This window comes from Aquirufa nivalisilvae (assembly GCF_003143535.1).
In the GTDB taxonomy this organism is placed as follows: Bacteria; Bacteroidota; Bacteroidia; order Cytophagales; family Spirosomataceae; genus Aquirufa; species Aquirufa nivalisilvae.
In genome coordinates this window covers 1715559-1732104 of the sequence record NZ_CP029346.1, presented here as the reverse complement: position 1 = coordinate 1732104, position 16546 = coordinate 1715559, and the positions used below count along the sequence as shown (strand labels likewise).

16 protein-coding genes are annotated in these 16546 nt (G+C 37.0%); 6 read left to right on the top strand and 10 right to left on the bottom strand.

All coding sequences use genetic code 11. The features are described from left to right. Window positions 1–9: 9 nt before the first annotated feature. Window positions 10–360: a gliding motility protein GldC gene (gldC, locus tag HME7025_RS07635; protein WP_109323067.1), complete on the bottom strand. Its 351-nt coding sequence runs from the start codon at window positions 358–360 to the stop codon at window positions 10–12. Between the two features lie 84 nt (window positions 361–444). Between gldC and HME7025_RS07630 the strand changes: the two genes are divergently transcribed. From HME7025_RS07630 to HME7025_RS07620, 3 genes are all read left to right on the top strand, one after another. Beyond that, window positions 445–1698, top strand: a complete 1254-nt coding sequence (locus tag HME7025_RS07630) for a competence/damage-inducible protein A (RefSeq protein WP_109323066.1) — start codon at window positions 445–447, stop codon at window positions 1696–1698. 2 nt (window positions 1699–1700) lie between these two features. Continuing rightward, on the top strand, window positions 1701–2969 hold the full coding sequence (locus HME7025_RS07625) for a dihydrolipoamide acetyltransferase family protein (RefSeq protein ID WP_109323065.1): 1269 nt from the start codon (window positions 1701–1703) through the stop codon (window positions 2967–2969). Window positions 2970–3386: 417 nt separating this feature from the next. Continuing rightward, window positions 3387–3563, top strand: coding sequence for a hypothetical protein (locus tag HME7025_RS07620; RefSeq protein WP_154401947.1), 177 nt, complete (start codon window positions 3387–3389; stop codon window positions 3561–3563). 311 nt (window positions 3564–3874) lie between these two features. On the opposite strand, the gene HME7025_RS07615 is transcribed toward HME7025_RS07620, so the two are convergent. From HME7025_RS07615 to HME7025_RS07595, 5 genes are all read right to left on the bottom strand, one after another. After that, window positions 3875–4636, bottom strand: a complete 762-nt coding sequence (locus tag HME7025_RS07615; RefSeq protein ID WP_109323063.1) for an acyl-CoA desaturase — start codon at window positions 4634–4636, stop codon at window positions 3875–3877. 89 nt (window positions 4637–4725) lie between these two features. After that, complete coding sequence (locus HME7025_RS07610; RefSeq protein WP_109325044.1) at window positions 4726–5385, bottom strand: DUF4159 domain-containing protein; 660 nt, start codon at window positions 5383–5385, stop codon at window positions 4726–4728. Further along, window positions 5375–6091: an RsmE family RNA methyltransferase gene (locus tag HME7025_RS07605; protein ID WP_109323062.1), complete on the bottom strand. Its 717-nt coding sequence runs from the start codon at window positions 6089–6091 to the stop codon at window positions 5375–5377. The genes HME7025_RS07610 and HME7025_RS07605 overlap by 11 nt, the downstream gene beginning before the upstream one ends. 2 nt (window positions 6092–6093) lie before the next feature. Beyond that, window positions 6094–6651, bottom strand: coding sequence for a hypothetical protein (locus HME7025_RS07600; protein ID WP_109323061.1), 558 nt, complete (start codon window positions 6649–6651; stop codon window positions 6094–6096). A gap of 11 nt (window positions 6652–6662) precedes the next feature. Continuing rightward, window positions 6663–8870, bottom strand: coding sequence for a glutamine synthetase III family protein (locus tag HME7025_RS07595; RefSeq protein ID WP_109323060.1), 2208 nt, complete (start codon window positions 8868–8870; stop codon window positions 6663–6665). A 244-nt stretch (window positions 8871–9114) separates the two neighbouring features. Here HME7025_RS07595 and HME7025_RS07590 point away from each other — a divergent pair, with 244 nt between their 5' ends. After that, on the top strand, window positions 9115–10128 hold the full coding sequence (locus HME7025_RS07590; protein WP_109323059.1) for a glutamine synthetase beta-grasp domain-containing protein: 1014 nt from the start codon (window positions 9115–9117) through the stop codon (window positions 10126–10128). An 87-nt stretch (window positions 10129–10215) separates the two neighbouring features. Next, on the top strand, window positions 10216–11541 hold the full coding sequence (mtaB, locus tag HME7025_RS07585) for a tRNA (N(6)-L-threonylcarbamoyladenosine(37)-C(2))-methylthiotransferase MtaB (protein WP_109323058.1): 1326 nt from the start codon (window positions 10216–10218) through the stop codon (window positions 11539–11541). Between the two features lie 99 nt (window positions 11542–11640). Here mtaB and HME7025_RS07580 read toward each other — a convergent pair whose 3' ends face one another. The 3 genes from HME7025_RS07580 to HME7025_RS07570 all read right to left on the bottom strand — a co-directional run bounded on the left by HME7025_RS07580 (window position 11641) and on the right by HME7025_RS07570 (window position 14862). Beyond that, entirely contained in the window at window positions 11641–12984 is a 1344-nt protein-coding gene (locus HME7025_RS07580; protein ID WP_109323057.1) for an ammonium transporter, read from the bottom strand. Between the two features lie 21 nt (window positions 12985–13005). Further along, window positions 13006–14160, bottom strand: a complete 1155-nt coding sequence (locus HME7025_RS07575) for a porin (protein WP_109323056.1) — start codon at window positions 14158–14160, stop codon at window positions 13006–13008. 354 nt (window positions 14161–14514) lie between these two features. Next, entirely contained in the window at window positions 14515–14862 is a 348-nt protein-coding gene (locus HME7025_RS07570; RefSeq protein WP_109323055.1) for a 4Fe-4S dicluster domain-containing protein, read from the bottom strand. Window positions 14863–15010: 148 nt separating this feature from the next. Here HME7025_RS07570 and HME7025_RS07565 point away from each other — a divergent pair, with 148 nt between their 5' ends. Next, window positions 15011–16024, top strand: coding sequence for an acyl-CoA reductase (locus tag HME7025_RS07565; protein ID WP_109323054.1), 1014 nt, complete (start codon window positions 15011–15013; stop codon window positions 16022–16024). Here the strand turns inward: HME7025_RS07565 and HME7025_RS07560 are convergent. Next, on the bottom strand, window positions 15997–16545 hold the full coding sequence (locus tag HME7025_RS07560) for a phosphatase PAP2 family protein (protein ID WP_109323053.1): 549 nt from the start codon (window positions 16543–16545) through the stop codon (window positions 15997–15999). The genes HME7025_RS07565 and HME7025_RS07560 overlap by 28 nt on opposite strands. Window position 16546: the final 1 nt, after the last annotated feature.

The following is a 16546-nucleotide window of genomic DNA, read 5'->3' as shown; positions in this document are numbered from 1 at the left end:
TAAAAATTTTTATTGACCTTTCTCAGCCGCGATGATTTCTTTCTTTAAATGACTCGATAAAGTCATACAAACTTGTTCTATTTCCTGTGAAAAATAAGTATCTCCAGTAGCTTGTAAGGAAGCTTCAGAAACAGTACCTAAGATTTCAATGAAAAAACGCTTCATGTCTAAAACCTCCATGTCTTTGGTCCAAAGAGGTAAGGTTAATGTGCCTTTGTGGTATGGATCCCAAGTCGCCACTAAAATTGCTTTGGTTTCTTCTATTCCTTCGTTAGGGTTATCAGTAGCTGACCAAGAAATTTGTTCAGGAATGTTATTTTCGTCTAAACTAATTTTGAAATTTATCTCTGATTGTTTCATCGCTTAATTTGAATTGTTTTTCGATTCATGGACTAAATTCTATCCCAAATAAATCGTATTTTCGTACAAAAGTAAGAAAACTTAATGGTTCGAGCAGAAATTATTACGATTGGGGACGAGATTCTTTATGGGCAAATATTGGATACCAATACCCAATGGATTAGCCTTGAATTAGATAAAATAGGAATTAAAACCATCAGAAAGTCGTCCGTAGGCGATCAAGAAAGTGAAATTTTAAGCATTCTGGAAGAAGCTCAACATCGGGCCGATATCGTATTCATTACAGGAGGATTAGGGCCAACCAAAGATGATTTGACCAAAAAAGTTCTAGCTAATTTCTTTGATTGCGACATGGCGTATCATCCACAAGCATTGGAAGATGTACGTGTTTTCTTTGAGAAAAGAGGAAGAGAATTAAGTGATTTGAATCGAGATCAAGCCTTGTTACCTACCAAAGCGCAATACGTACAAAATAAGCAAGGTACTGCACCAGGTATGTGGTTTGAAGAAAAAGGTACGGTTTGGGTATCTATGGCAGGTGTTCCATTTGAAATGAAAGCGATCATGGAAGATTTGGTCTTGCCTCGAGTAGCCCAACATTTTAAAACGCCAACCATTGTGCATAAAATTGTAAAAGTGGTAGGCATAGGTGAATCCTATTTGTCAGATATGATACAGGATTGGGAATTGTCATTACCCAGTCATATTAAATTAGCGTATTTGCCTTCTTTGGGAATCGTTAAATTGCGTTTGACGGGCTTTGGAGACAGTGTTACTCAATTGAATCAAGATATTCAACAGGAAATAGACCGTGTCATGCCCCTCATCAAACTCTATGTGTTTGGTTATGAGCAAGACGAATTATCACAAGTTATAGGTCAATTATTGATCGAAAAAGGCGCTAATATTTCCGTGGCAGAAAGTTGTACAGGAGGTTATTTAGCACATCTATTCACAGAAATAGCAGGTAGTTCAGCCTATTTTAAAGGTGGTGTTATTTCTTATGCCAATGAAGTTAAAATAGAAACATTAGGTGTTTCTCATGCTTTATTAGAAAATGATGGAGCTGTCAGTGAAGCTTGTATCATAGCTATGGCGAATGGGGTCAGAGAGAAATTACAAAGTACTATATCTCTAGCCACTTCTGGAATTGCTGGTCCAGATGGTGGTACCGAGGAAAAACCTGTAGGAACGGTATGGATTGCTTTATCTCATGCTGAAGGTGTAATTACTCGTAAGTTGCAATTAGCAGGCACTAGGAAGCAAATAATACATATGACGGCCCTAAACTGTCTGAATTTAGTTAGGAAATTTTTGTTAAACGAATTGACTCAATAGTTATGGCCATCATGGAAGTCATCATGCCTAAAATGGGTGAAAGTATCATGGAAGCTACCGTATTAAACTGGTTAAAAAAACCAGGTGATTATGTGGAAGCAGATGAATTTATTTTGGAGGTAGCTACTGATAAGATAGATACCGAAGTACCAAGCCCCGTTTCAGGTTATTTACAGAAGATTATTATCCCTGTTGGAGAAATAGCTACCATTGGAAAGGCCATTTGTGTCATTGATTCTACGGAAAATTCAGCAGAACCCTCTCCTAGCACCTCTACAGTCACGATGTTTCCTCAACATGAAGAATTAGCTTTATTGACAGATGTAAGCTTAGGGATTTTAGGTCAAAATGAAGAAAAATCAAACCCATGGATTTCTCCTTTGATCAAACAAATTTGCTTGCAAGAAAATGTCACTCAGCGTGAGCTAAGTACTATTAAAGGTTCTGGCCTAGACCAACGAGTTACCAAAAAAGATGTTTTGAATTATATCGCCGTTCGGAATTCCAAGCGGATGATAGCCTCAGGAACGCTGAGTCAAGGTCCAGGCTTGCGTTTACCAGGTGATGTGGTGATAGAAATGGACCGTATGCGCAAGATGATTTCTGAGCGTATGGTGGATTCTAAGCGTATCGCCCCTCACGTTACCTCGTTTTTAGAGGCTGATATGACAGCTATGGTTACTTGGCGCGAAACTGAAAAGGCCAATTTTTTGGCCAAATACAAAGAGCCAATAACCTATACCCCATTGTTGATTATGGCGACAGCCAAAGCTCTGAAGGATTTCCCGGGGATGAACATTTCTGTGGAAGGAAATTATTTAGTACAGCATGAACAAATCAATATTGGCATGGCAGTAGCCTTACCCAATGGTAATTTGATTGTTCCTGTTATTCATGAAGTAGATAAATTATCATTATTGGAATTGACTAAAAAGGTCAATGATTTATCTAATCGAGCTAGATTGAATAAATTAACTCCATTTGATTTAGAAGGAGGCACTTATTCTATCTCAAATATTGGTTCATTTGGCAATTTGATGGGTACTCCTATCATTGTTCAGCCACAAGTAGGGATATTGGCCTTTGGAGTAATTGAAAAGAAACCAGCGGTCATTTCTGGGCCTCAAGGTGATCAGATTGCGATTCGTCAAAAGATGTTCATATCTCATTCATATGACCACCGAGTAATCGATGGTTCTTTGGGTGGAGGTTTCTTGAAACGAGTTTCCGATTATCTAGAGAAATTCAATATTTCTGATCACGAATTGTAGTCAGATCTTTATTTTACATGAGGCTCAGGTTGTTATTTAACATTACTTGTTTTAGATTTTTCGACATAATTATTGAAGCAATATAGGTTATTTTATATCGCACTCTACTTTAATGCCAATACTTAGGTATTTCTTTTTTTCAAAAAAAAGAAACAAAAAAAACAGATGATTACGGTTAATCCTAAGACGAATTCCGCTACGCGGAACCGATGTTCACTTCGCATACGGCTTTTATCTTTGACGCTAACGCACATAGCCTATGCGCTGGGTCAAACATCCGCCTCACGCTTCGCTTATGCTACGTTCCCATCTTTCGTTGGGATTAACCTCATTAGTTGTTAGTTATTTGAATTAAGTTTTTAGAATGAAGTTTGATATTTTTTGATAGAAAATACAGTTGGTCAGCACGAGCGAAAGATGATGAACGCAGCGGTAGACGAGGTTTTGACCTTAGCAAAGGCGATGCGTGTCGGCGTCAAAAATATAGGCGATAGCGTAGTGAATCACGGTTTCGCGAAGCGAAATTCGCCTTTGCTGACCGACAAGAAAAGAAGTTTTTTTGTTTCTTTTTTTTCAAAAAAAGAAATACCATAAAATTGTGTTTTAAGTGATGGTATTTAGGTCAGATTCAACAGAACCATAATCATATCATTTACTTTGGCCTTTTATCAGGACAAGACAACACTTTGAATATTTTAAATAAAAAAGACTCAGAATCTAAGTATTGGCATTAAAGTAGAGTGCGATATAAAATAACCTATATTGATTCAATTATTACATATCGGAAAATCCAAAATAGTATTGACCAACTCTGTCGACCAAAAAACTGTCAACTTATTTCAGTAAGAGCCATGTTAATAAAAAAGCCCTGAATAAATCCAGGGCTTTTTTAATGTTTTGTGTAATTAAAACTTGGAATTCGGGTCCTTGACATTAGGACGAATAATGCGTAACCAAGTTAATAATTTAACCATTGGATAGGTTGGATCAATCTCAAACCATTTGGTAGCAAAATTGACACGATTCGGTAATTTATGGTGATTATTTTGGAACAACTCTCCCATCATCAACACATCCACGACTAAAGAGTTCTTAGAGTGATCATGATTGTCATAATTTTGGTAGCCATACTTATGCCCTGACCAGTTAACAATAGCACCGTGAACAGGTCCCATTAAAAAGTGTACGGGTAACAAAAAGAAGAATGCCCAGTGCATATCAAAATATTTATAGGCAACAATGTAGAATGAAGCGTAAGCAACTCCCCAACCAATTCTTGAAATCCATGAATCGCCAATTTTTTCAATTGTTTTAGAAACTGGATAATCATGCTCAAAACGTTCTTCTACTTTTTGAGAACGGTTTAAAACCGCATTGTAAATGTTCTTTGTTTTCCACATCATCGTGAAGACATTACTAGAGAACATCGGCGAGTGTGGATCTTTAGGTGTATCAGAAAATGCATGATGCATTCGGTGTAGAATGGCGTAAGCTCTTGGACTTAAAAAAGAAGACCCTTGAGATAAATAAGTAAGGAAATAGAAAAATTTCTCCCAGAACTTGTTCATTAAGAACATTTTGTGTGCTGAATAACGATGTAGGAAGAAAGTTTGACTAAATAAAGATACGTACCAATGAATAATAAAAGCTGGAAGTACTAATTGCATAAAAGTAATAATAAGGTATGACCACAAATTTAGCCATGAAAACTCAAAGAATCTCTAGTATTCCAATATACTTTTATGATTTTTATCAGTTATGGGTGTAGGAAGGCGTATTGAAGGATATTGACTCCCATTTTAAGGGCAGCCTCTCTTTTTTCTGCTGGATCGTGGTAAATACTTTCATCTTCCCAGCCATTTCCTAAATCGCATTCATAGGAATAAAAACAGATGAGTCGGCCTTGATAAATCAACCCAAATCCTTGAGGAGCTTTGCCGTCATGCTCATGCACTTTGGGTAAACCTTTGGGGAAAGAATATGCTTGAGAATAAATGGGATGATTGAAAGGTAATTCTACAAAACTTAATTCAGGAAAGACTTTCGCCATTTCTCTGCGAATGGATTTATCTAAACCATAATTATCATCAATATGCAGAAAACCACCCCCTAATAAGTATTGACGTAAGTTCTTTTGTTCCTCTTTATCGAATAGCACATTACCATGACCCGTCAAATGGATAAAAGGATAATTCCAAAGCATAGGGCTTGTTAATTCTACGGTCTCTGGACTAGGATCAATGCCCATTTTTTTCTGCTGGTTAGCAAATTGAATGAGATTAGGTAATGATGTCTTATTGGCATACCAATCTCCTCCCCCTTTGTATTTTACTTTAGCAATTTTAAACAAAGGGTTTTGAGCCAAAAGCTGTTGACTGATTAAAATGATTAAGAAAAGTATTGCCTTAATTCTCATGTAATAAATGTATGGCATGCGTAGCAGCTAATCCTGCAGTTTCTGTTCTTAAAATGGCTCTTCCAAGGCTAAATGGAGTCCAATCGCTTGCTAGTAAAGCCTCACTTTCTTCTTGTGAAAAATCTCCTTCTGGACCAATTAAAATATGATAAGCGCGATTCAGTTGAATACTTTTAGATAGACTCGGACTTGGTGGCTCGGAAATATAGGCAAATAGTTTTTGTTCAACTGGCTTGTTTTCCATTTGATGAACAAGCTCTTTGAAGGAAACGATTGGGTTTATAATGGGTAAAAATAGGTTTTTCGACTGTTTTAATGCAGAAATGACAATTTTTTCTAAACGGTGAGTCTTAATTTCCTTTCTTTCAGAATATCGGGAGTGAAAAAAACCAATGGATTGAATTCCAAATTCAGCACATTTCTCCACCATCCATTCCATTCGTTCCATTTGTTTGGTTGGTGCTATCCAAAGGTGAATAGCATAGGTAGGCTTGTCCGCATTTTCAATTTCTTTGAGTTGATAAAATGAGGTCTTTTTACTAGTTGATTGGTCAATCTTAGCTTCAAATTTTTGACCTTTCCCATTTAAAATAAAAATCGGGTCTCCCGCTTTTAAACGGAGGACCCGATGGGCATGAATGGATTCATCTTCGCTTAAAAAAGGGCTAGCAATAGGATTTGGCTCATAAAAAACCGGAATACTCATGCTTACTCTTCTTCTGATTTAAACGAATATAAAGATGTATCTAATTGTAAAGCATCTGCATTAAAGTCATGAATGAATTCCTCAATAACCTCGTCAGATAATGCTGGAACGTATAAAGCAGCCTCTAAACCGATACCAAAATCAAAATCTTTATCTACTTCTACGTATTCACTTACCTTGATTTCATCATTTTCCTCCATTTCTTCGATGATCTCCAAAACCATCATTTCCACTTCCTCGTCTAATGAATCATTGGCTTGATATGTTTCATCTCTATTTTCAATAGGGACATATAACGGAAAATGTTGGATAGCCTCTCTTTCCGCCGCTTCATACAACAAGCTAGAATAATGTAATTGTAGCGTGCATAGGATGGCATCATAAATAACCTCCTTTTGCTCAAAATGGCCCACAAACTGTATGTGGACCATTTCTCTATCATTGCTTACCGGAAGATCTTCGTCTTCGATCAAAATAAATGTACGTTGTTCGGTCGCGCAAAGCTCCTTTAAACGTTTGATTTCCTCTGGAGAAAATCCGGGATTGCTAATTTGTGTCATAAGGTGACAAACTATTTAATCATTAATAATTCTCTGTACTTTGGCAATGGCCACTCATCGTCGTCAATGATTAATTCTAGTTTATCCACTGCGTAGCGAATATCTTCGAAATATCCTTTGACCTTAGAGCCATACAAGAACGCTCTTTCTTCGATATTTTCCACATTGTTTGCCTCTTTTCTTGCTTCCGTCATATCATTTTGTAATAAAACGATTTTCGACGTATACTCAGAGATTTTTTTAATCATTTCAACGGTAGGTGCATAATATTGAGGATCAATACCAATTTCTTTCTGACCTTTCACATTTTCTACCAATTGAGTTTGGTATTTCAATGAAGTAGAAACAATATGGTTAATCGCCATATCACCTAATACACGAGATTCGATTTGGATTTTCTTGATGTAGTTTTCCAATTCGATCTCATAACGTGCATGCATTTCCTCTTTAGAATAAATGCCGTATTTAGTGAATAATTCAATCGACTCTGGGCGAGTGTAAACTAAAAGTGCCTCTGGAGTAGTTTTCATGTTTGATAAACCTCTCTTAGCAGCTTCTTCTACCCATTCATCGGAATAACCATTTCCTTCAAAACGGATTTTCTTAGATTCTTTGGCATAACGCTTTAATACATCCATGATAGCCAATTCTTTCTTCACTCCTTTTTCTAAGATAGCATCTACCTCTTTACGGAATAAGATTAATTGGTTCGCAACGATGGTATTCAAAATCGTCATAGGTGCAGCTGAATTAGCAGATGAACCTACAGCACGGAATTCAAATTTATTTCCAGTAAAAGCAAATGGTGATGTTCTGTTACGATCCGTATTATCCAAAATCAAAGAAGGGATTTTATTGATACCTAATTTTAGGTACACATTATCTCCTTTTTCTAATTGGAATTCTTCGATATCCTTCATATTCTCTAAATCATCCAACACATTATTCATGGTTGATCCTAAGAATACAGAAACGATCGCTGGAGGTGCTTCATTAGCTCCTAAACGGTGCTCATTTCCTGAAGAAGCAATCGATGCGCGTAATAAATCAGCATTATCATGCACGGCTTTTACTACGTTCACAAAGAAAGTCAAGAAACGAAGGTTTTCTTTTGGCTTAGATGATGGTCCCAATAAATTGACACCCGTATCTGTACCTAAAGCCCAGTTGTTATGTTTACCTGATCCATTGATACCAGCAAATGGTTTCTCATGGAACAATACTTTTAATTTATGTTTAACAGCTACTTTCGACATCAAATCCATCAAAAGGGCGTTGTGATCACAAGCTAAGTTAGCTTCTTCAAAAGTTGGAGCAACTTCAAATTGCGCAGGAGCCACTTCATTGTGACGCGTGCGAACTGGCATACCCAATTTTAAAGCTTCAATTTCAAAATCAACCATGAAAGCATTCACACGTGTTGGAATTGATCCAAAATAGTGATCTTCTAATTGTTGACCTTTTGCTGGAGCATGACCGAATACTGTTCTGCCTGCCATCATCAAATCAGGACGAGCATTGTAAAGAGCCTCATCAACTAAGAAGTATTCCTGCTCAATACCTACTGTAGGAACAACTTTCGTTACATCGCGATTGAAATATTCTTTCACAACTGCCGTTGCAGCTTTGTCGATTAATTCAATGGATTTTAATAATGGAGTTTTGTAGTCAAGTGCTTCACCAGTATAAGAAACAAATACTGAAGGAATACATAATGTAGCCGTTCCAGCTGCATTTTCCATGATAAACGCAGGTGAAGAAGGATCCCAACCTGTATAACCACGAGCTTCAAATGTAGAACGAATTCCACCATTAGGGAATGAAGAAGCATCCGGCTCCTGTTGTACTAAAGCAGATCCTTTGAATTTTTCAACTGCCTTACCTGTACTTAAATCAATATCAAAAAACGAATCATGTTTTTCAGCGGTAGTACCAGTTAATGGTTGAAACCAGTGCGTGTAGTGAGTCGCTCCTTTAGAAATAGCCCAAGATTTCATCGCTGCTGCAACCTCATCAGCCGCATCACGGTCGATTTTGGAACCAGTATTAATGGCTGTTGTAATCTTAAGGTATGCTTCAGGAGATAACAATGAGCGCATTACCTCATCATTAAATGTCATATTGCCGTAATAATCACTAACTTTTTCAGTAGGGATTTTCACAACGGCAGTAGCTCTACTTTGAGCTAATTCAAGAGCTTTGAATCTAGTTATTGCCATGGTTGGAATTTGGTTATCAAGAACGTAAAAATAGGATTTTTGCTTGTTACTTGAAACAAATTTAATCTCTTTTTCCCGTATTTCTCGTTAATTCTAATAAATGTCATGTTTTTTATTTTCAAAATTAATCGTGACGAAATTGTATAATTTTTATTTCAAAAAATTGTTTTTCTTAAAAACAGGTTTATTTTTGCATTGTATTTGGTACAAAAAATGAATTTTTAATAAAAACACGTTTAAAATCATGGCAAAATCTAAACTTGAATACATTTGGCTTGACGGTTACAAACCTACTCAGAGTTTACGTTCTAAAACAAAGATTGAAAATAACTTCAGTGGCAAACTAGAAGATTGTGATATGTGGTGCTTTGATGGCTCATCGACTGAGCAGGCTCCAGGTGGTTCTTCTGACTGTCTTTTGAAACCTGTGTTCATTTGTCCAGATCCTGCTAGAAAAAGTGCTTACTTAGTGATGTGTGAAGTGTTGAATTCTGATGGATCAGCACACGAAAGTAATGGTCGTGCGACGATTGAAGATGATGATAATGATTTTTGGTTTGGTTTTGAGCAAGAATATTTCTTGTGGGATCCTGAAACCAATAAGCCTTTAGGTTTTCCTTCTAATGGCTATCCAGCGCCACAAGGACCATACTATTGTTCGGTTGGTGCTAAAAATGCATTTGGTAGAGATATCGTAGAGGAGCATTTAGACATCTGTTTAGAAGCAGGTTTAAATGTGGAAGGTATTAATGCCGAAGTAGCTGCTGGTCAGTGGGAATTCCAAATTTTCGCAAAAGGTGCTAAAGAAGCAGGAGATCAAATTTGGGTTGCTCGTTATTTATTGGAAAGATTAGGAGAGAAATACGGTGTAGCTATTAACTGGCACTGTAAGCCTCTTGGAGAATTAGATTGGAATGGATCAGGTATGCATGCTAACTTCTCTAATACAGCTTTACGTACATGTGGAGAAAAAGGTACTTATGACGCTATCTGTTCTGCATTTGCTCCAGTAGTGAAAGAGCATATTGAAGTATATGGTGCTGATAATCACTTGCGTTTAACAGGAAAACACGAAACACAATCTATCCACCAGTTCTCTTATGGAGTTTCTGATCGTGGAGCTTCTATTCGTATCCCTATCGCTACGGTAGAAAAAGGATGGAAAGGTTGGTTAGAAGATCGTCGTCCTAATTCAGCAGCTGATCCATATAAAGTAGCTTCAAGAATTATTAAGACTGTTAAAACTGCTAAATATTAATATTTAGAGGTTCGATTCATTCATAATTGATTAAAATGGCGGATTTATCCGCCATTTTTGTTTTAAATTTGCAGCATATTATTCTGCATGAAAAAATTAGCTTTTTATACCTTAGGTTGTAAGTTGAATTTTGCCGAGTCTAGCACCATTGCTCGTTCCTTGGAACCCATGGGCTTTGAACGGGTAGAATTCCAGCAATCTCCTGATTTATTTGTCATAAACACGTGTAGTGTGACAGATCAGGCCGATAAAAAGTGTAAAAAAGTAGTTAAGGAAGCGAAAAAAATCAATCCTGAGTCGATCGTGGTGATATTAGGTTGCTATGCTCAATTGAAACCTGATGAAATTGTTCAGATTCCAGGAGTTGATTTAGTTTTAGGGGCAAATGAGAAATTCCAATTAGCAGATATTATTTCACCCTATTTTGTTTCCGATACTAAAAAGTCTCTTCCTAAAGTCATAGCTTCTGAGATTCGGTACGATTTAGATTACCATGCATCCTATTCCGTGAATGACCGGACTCGTACTTTTTTGAAAGTTCAGGATGGTTGTGATTATCCTTGCTCCTATTGTACCATTCCTTTGGCACGTGGACAAAGCAGATCGAGTACTATTGAAAACGTGTTAGGCCTAGTGAAGGAAATTGCAGAAAAAGGAGTAAAAGAAGTTGTTTTGACTGGTGTGAACATTGGCGACTTTGGTATTCAACAAGGTAAACGAGTAGAATCCTTTTTTGATTTAGTGAAATCTCTTGATGCTCAAAGTGATTTGAATCGCTTTCGGATTTCGTCCATTGAACCTAATTTATTACATAGCGAGTTATTACAATATTTGGCTGAATCACAGCATTTTGTACCTCATTTTCATGTGCCGTTGCAGTCTGGTTCCAATGCCGTTTTGCGTTTAATGAAACGTAGATACCAAAGAGAATTGTATGCTGAACGTGTTCGAGAAATTAAATCATTGATGCCTCATGCTTGTATTGGTGTAGATGTCATTGTCGGTCATCCAGGAGAAACTGAGGAGATGTTTTTAGATACCTATCATTTTTTGAATGATTTAGATATCTCTTATTTACATGTTTTTACTTATTCTGAAAGAGCAAATACCTATGCGGTTGATATTCAGCCTAAAATAGATGCCAAAGTGAAAGCAGAGCGCTCGAAAATGTTGCATATACTTTCTGATAAGAAACGTCGTGCATTTTATGAAACTCAATTGGGGAGAAAAGGTAAAGTGCTTTTTGAAGAAGCTTCTTCTGATGGTTTTATGGAAGGGTTTTCTGAGAATTACGTGCGTGTTCGTGTTCCTTATGATCCGCTTTTAATTAATACCATTCAACCTGTTCGTTACAAATCTTTGGATGAAGAAGGTTTAATGCGTGCTGATATCTTGCTAGAACAATTCGTTTAGTTTATTGAAAACAAAAAAGCCGGAAACTAGAAGCTTCCGACTTTTTGATTGAAACAAAACCACAAGAACCATTACTTGCGGCTTTGTCTATATGTTAGACTATTCCGAGATCGACTCGTCGTGTTGCGAAATGTCTAAACCTAATCTTTCTTCTTCCTCGTTAACACGTAATGGAATGATTTTATCCGTTACAATTAAAAGGATATAAGATACGCCGAATGCAAAGGCAGAAACGATTGCAAGAGCTAAGATATGTTTTACGAATAAATCAGTTTCTCCGTAGAATAAGCCGTTTCCTGCAACAGCTGAGTTTACAGCGCTAGTTGCGAAAATACCTGTCATTAACATACCCATCATTCCACCTACACCATGGCAAGGGAATACATCTAAAGTATCATCTAAGTTAGAAGAAGCTCTCCAGTGTGCGATGATGTTAGATACTAAGGCTGCAATAACACCGATGAAGATGGCTACTGGCAATGTTACAAAACCAGCTGCAGGTGTGATAGCTACTAAACCAACCACAGCACCGATACAGAAACCTAATGCAGAAACTTTTTTACCACGAGTTACGTCAAACAATATCCAAGATAAACCAGCAGATGCTGCAGCAATGTGTGTAGTAGCGAATGCTGTTACAGATAAAGAGTTAGCACCTAAAGCTGAACCAGCATTGAAACCAAACCATCCGAACCATAATAAGGCAGTACCTAATAATACGTAAGGAATATTAGCTGGAGGCAAAATGTTAGATTCAATATGTGATTTTCTACGACGAAGGTAAAGAGCACCTGCTAATGCTGCCCAACCAGCTGACATGTGAACTACTGTTCCACCCGCAAAATCCAAAACTCCTAAATTGAATAAGAATCCGTCTGGGTGCCATGTCCAGTGAGCCAATGGCGAATATACACAGATGCAGAAAAGCACCATGAATAATACGTAAGCTTTGAAGTTAATTCTTTCTGCTAAAGCTCCAGAGATCAAAGCTGGCGTGATAACAGCGAACTTCATTTGGAAAAAAGCAAATAGAGCAAAAGGAATCGTGAATTTAATTTGATCAGAAGATCCTAATGATAATTTGTGGTCAAACACATGATTGAACATAAAAAAGGTAGTTGGATCACCTATCCAGCCGCCAATGGAATCTCCAAATGCTAAGCTGAATCCAAAAATCACCCAAATAACACTGATTACACCCATGGCAATGAAAGATTGCAACATAGTAGAAATCACATTTTTATGATTTACCATTCCCCCATAGAAATAAGCTAATCCAGGAGTCATTAGGAGTACCAAGCCAGAGGCAACAATTAGCCAGGCTGTGTCACCTGTGTCAATGCCTTCTGTAGGAATTGTTCCAGGTAGATCGGTAAACAATGCAAGCACCGCAACTGCAAGTAATACTAGAAGCGGAATCCAAGTTGGTTTTTGTGTTGTCATGTCCGTAAAAGTTAAGTTAAATTAAAATTTGTATATAAAGACTGTTCCAAATGTGGCTTGTGATTTTTGAGACTTTCCATCGCCATCCACAAATTGGGCAGTTTTGAATGAGTCTGTTCTTAATTCTGGTTTAATCAATAAGTGTCCTTCTGCTGTTGTGAAAGTAGCCGTCAATGTGAATGAACTAACATCGGTACCTACTGTCTCGCCTGCTGTATTAATTCCACGTAGAGCTCTAGCACCACTTGTATTATCAAATACTTCGTAACGGCCTCCTAAGCTGAAGTGGTCTGTGAAAGCATAGTTGGAGTAAAGTGCTACGCCGCCCCAAGTTTTGCTATTACCTACATTTCCACCGCCTTGGAAATCACCCGTTTGAGAACCGTATGCAGCGTTTAAGCCAATTAAATATTTAGGGCTAATTTGATATGAGGTGGTTAAGTCTAATAAGTTGTAACTGCCCGAATCATCTTTTCCGCTAGCCAAAGGAGCAGATTCATTGGAAGTAATTCCGTTGATATACACATTCCAACCTTCTTTAGGAGCAAAAAAGAATTGTCCAATGAAACCTTTAGAAGAGTTATTATCATTCAAGTTATCTACGTTGTTCACGATACCTAACATCAAAGCAGATTTAGCTGAGAAAGCATAGTTGGCTTTAGCTCCAATATGATAGAATGGACCGTTGTTGAATAAGTTAGATAAGGAATAGTTATAATTCACTGGAGCATCAATGACTTCATATCCTATGTGTGTGCCAAACTGGCCAACAGTGAATGTCCATTTGTCGCTGGGCTTCCAGTTGAAATACGCTTGCTTGATGGCCAATGCAGTGGTAGCTTTTCCTGCGCCCAATGGTCCGATTACGTTTCCGTATTGACCAAGGTCTGCATTAGGTCCGAAGGTTAAATCAACTACAACATCAGATGTTTTTGTAGCATAGCCGAACTTAGTTTGTACCAAGCCTAAAGAGAATTGATTTGATTTTTGGTCAAAAGCTCTTTCGTTTCCAGCAACACCTAGATTGCTGCGATTTGTCGGATTGTTAAAATTTAACATATAGTACGAATCGATGTAACCCGAAAATGTAAATTTTGAGCTCTCAGCTTCTTTTTCTTGGGAAAATCCCAAAAAGCTAATTCCTGACAATAAGAGGGTAAAGATTGATTTTTTCATATTCTTTAAATTTTAATGGGAAAATAAATGCTTGACTACGGGACAAATATTGTTTTAAAAAAAATACAAAACAAGAATTATTGATAAAAATTAAACCTAAAAATGATATTTATTCAAAAATATTACAATTTGAGGTTAAAAATTAAACCTAAAATTTGAATAATTACAAAAATGAATAAAAATGACACTTGAAATGAAACTAGTTTTTGTAAAAAATGAAATTTTGGTAGAAGTAATCTTAGAATAGTATAAATTAAGTATTTAGACTAGCGAAAAGTCTGTTTGGATTAAACTGAGGCCAAAAAAAAAGACCTGCACTTGGCAGGTCCTCATATTAATCTATATTATGACTAATTATTCAGCATGTAACCATGCTTTTTTAGCTAATAAGGTATCTTTATCTTCTACATGATCCGGATCTGGAACGCAACAATCCACTGGACAAACAGCCGCACACTGTGGCTCTTCATGAAATCCAGTACATTCGGTACACTTGTCAGGCACGATATAATAAAACTCTTCTGAAACTGGCTCAATAGGTGCTTTTGCATCCATGGTTGAACCATCTCCTAATTCTACTTCAGTTAAAGCAGTTCCCCCAGCCCATGTCCACTCTACACCACCTTCATAAATTGCTGTATTAGGGCATTCCGGTTCGCAAGCCCCACAGTTAATACACTCATCAGTAATAATAATAGCCATAATCTTTTGTTTAAGACTTTAATCGTCCTTTTTGAAAGAAATTTGTGCAATTTACATCCAAAATTTTGAATACTATATATTTTTAAAAGACTATTGCAAAATTTTTAGAACTTTGCAATCCTATTGCAAGCTAAGAACCATTCCATTTATGAGAAAAGAGTCATTTTTACAGCTCATTGCCTTTTTGTCGGATTATTTCACAAAGTCATCTAACAAGGAAAAAATAGAACTTTTTATAGATAGAGCTAAAAATGAGAATCCTTGGTTCTCTGAACACCTGATTCGTGAAGCCATGGAAGCGGTTCATCTTCAGTTTTTTGATATAAAATCTTGGGAAATATTTTTTGGGAATCATCCACACCAAGTTCATTCAAGTAAAAAAGTAGGCTTGATTTTGGCAGGTAATCTCCCAGCAGTTGGAATTCATGATGTATTGATGACTTTAGCCAGTGGAAATGAAGCTTGTATCAAATTAAGCTCTCAAGATAAGTCCATCATGCTGCTTTATGTGCAAGCAATGCAAGAATTTAGTGTCGATGTACCCATTCAATTGATTGAACGATTGCAAGGTATGGATGCCGTTATTGCCACTGGAAGCGATTTTTCAGGTTCCTATTTTGCTCATTATTTTGCTTCCACACCACATATCATACGTAAGAACAGAACTTCCATTGCTATTTTAGATGGTTCAGAATCTCAGGAGGATTTTCATCAATTGGCTAAAGACGTATTTTCTTACTTTGGTTTAGGTTGTAGAAATGTTTCTACCATATCCATACCTGAATCGTACGACCCCACTCCTCTTTTTGATGTGCTGACTCAGTATCACTGGGTGTTAGATCATACGAAGTATTCCAACAATTATCAATATCATAAAACCTTGTTTCTCTTAAATCAGATTCCTCATTTTGATTTAGGAAACTTATTGATTCAAGAAAGTCAGGATTTAGTCTCACCTGTGGGTGTGGTATATTTAAGGAGATATTCTTCTAAAGACGAATTAGAAGCTTGGATACATGCCTCAGAAGAAAAAATTCAGTGTATTGTTGGAGCTGAATCAGCCAAAAAGAATCAAGTGGGTTTTGGTAAAAGCCAAGAACCAGGATTAAGTGATTTTGCTGATGGAATTGATACTTATGCCTTTTTGACCAGCTTGTCGTAAATGAGGTATTTTAATATATACGTTCCCAAAATACCTACTATAGCCCCAGTTATAACATCCAAGGGATAATGAGCTCCCAGGTAAACGCGGCTATAGGAGACTAGAAAAGCCCATACTAATAATAAATTTCGCGCTATTTTGTTTTGGGTCAATATATAAAAGCCAAATGCTAAAGCAAATGAATTGGCAGCATGGGACGAGCAAAACCCATATAATCCTCCACAGCCATCTGGTAAATGGATCCAAGAACTAAATGCTGGTACATGACAAGGTCTTAATCGTTGAAAATACGGTTTCAAAACACTAGAAGATATTTGGTCAGCCCAAACAATGCTCATAACTAAATAAGATATAGATGCTAGAAATAGCTTTTGCTTTTGTTGGTATATGACATAGATCAAATAAAGGTACATGGGAACCCATATCCATCGATTGGATAATAGCACCATGATTTCATCCAGACCACTCGCATGCGCTTGGTTAATCCATTGAAATACATCACTATCCCATTGTGGCCACATG

What these genes read in the sequence shown, in the direction of transcription:
- gldC (WP_109323067.1), bottom strand. Translation starts at nt 360, where the DNA reads ATGAAACAATCAGAGATAAATTTCAAAATTAGTTTAGACGAAAATAAC.
- HME7025_RS07630 (WP_109323066.1), top strand. Translation starts at nt 445, where the DNA reads ATGGTTCGAGCAGAAATTATTACGATTGGGGACGAGATTCTTTATGGG.
- HME7025_RS07625 (WP_109323065.1), top strand. Translation starts at nt 1,701, where the DNA reads ATGGCCATCATGGAAGTCATCATGCCTAAAATGGGTGAAAGTATCATG.
- HME7025_RS07620 (WP_154401947.1), top strand. Translation starts at nt 3,387, where the DNA reads ATGATGAACGCAGCGGTAGACGAGGTTTTGACCTTAGCAAAGGCGATG.
- HME7025_RS07615 (WP_109323063.1), bottom strand. Translation starts at nt 4,636, where the DNA reads ATGCAATTAGTACTTCCAGCTTTTATTATTCATTGGTACGTATCTTTA.
- HME7025_RS07610 (WP_109325044.1), bottom strand. Translation starts at nt 5,385, where the DNA reads ATGAGAATTAAGGCAATACTTTTCTTAATCATTTTAATCAGTCAACAG.
- HME7025_RS07605 (WP_109323062.1), bottom strand. Translation starts at nt 6,091, where the DNA reads ATGAGTATTCCGGTTTTTTATGAGCCAAATCCTATTGCTAGCCCTTTT.
- HME7025_RS07600 (WP_109323061.1), bottom strand. Translation starts at nt 6,651, where the DNA reads ATGACACAAATTAGCAATCCCGGATTTTCTCCAGAGGAAATCAAACGT.
- HME7025_RS07595 (WP_109323060.1), bottom strand. Translation starts at nt 8,870, where the DNA reads ATGGCAATAACTAGATTCAAAGCTCTTGAATTAGCTCAAAGTAGAGCT.
- HME7025_RS07590 (WP_109323059.1), top strand. Translation starts at nt 9,115, where the DNA reads ATGGCAAAATCTAAACTTGAATACATTTGGCTTGACGGTTACAAACCT.
- mtaB (WP_109323058.1), top strand. Translation starts at nt 10,216, where the DNA reads ATGAAAAAATTAGCTTTTTATACCTTAGGTTGTAAGTTGAATTTTGCC.
- HME7025_RS07580 (WP_109323057.1), bottom strand. Translation starts at nt 12,984, where the DNA reads ATGACAACACAAAAACCAACTTGGATTCCGCTTCTAGTATTACTTGCA.
- HME7025_RS07575 (WP_109323056.1), bottom strand. Translation starts at nt 14,160, where the DNA reads ATGAAAAAATCAATCTTTACCCTCTTATTGTCAGGAATTAGCTTTTTG.
- HME7025_RS07570 (WP_109323055.1), bottom strand. Translation starts at nt 14,862, where the DNA reads ATGGCTATTATTATTACTGATGAGTGTATTAACTGTGGGGCTTGCGAA.
- HME7025_RS07565 (WP_109323054.1), top strand. Translation starts at nt 15,011, where the DNA reads ATGAGAAAAGAGTCATTTTTACAGCTCATTGCCTTTTTGTCGGATTAT.
- HME7025_RS07560 (WP_109323053.1), bottom strand. Translation starts at nt 16,545, where the DNA reads ATGTGGCCACAATGGGATAGTGATGTATTTCAATGGATTAACCAAGCG.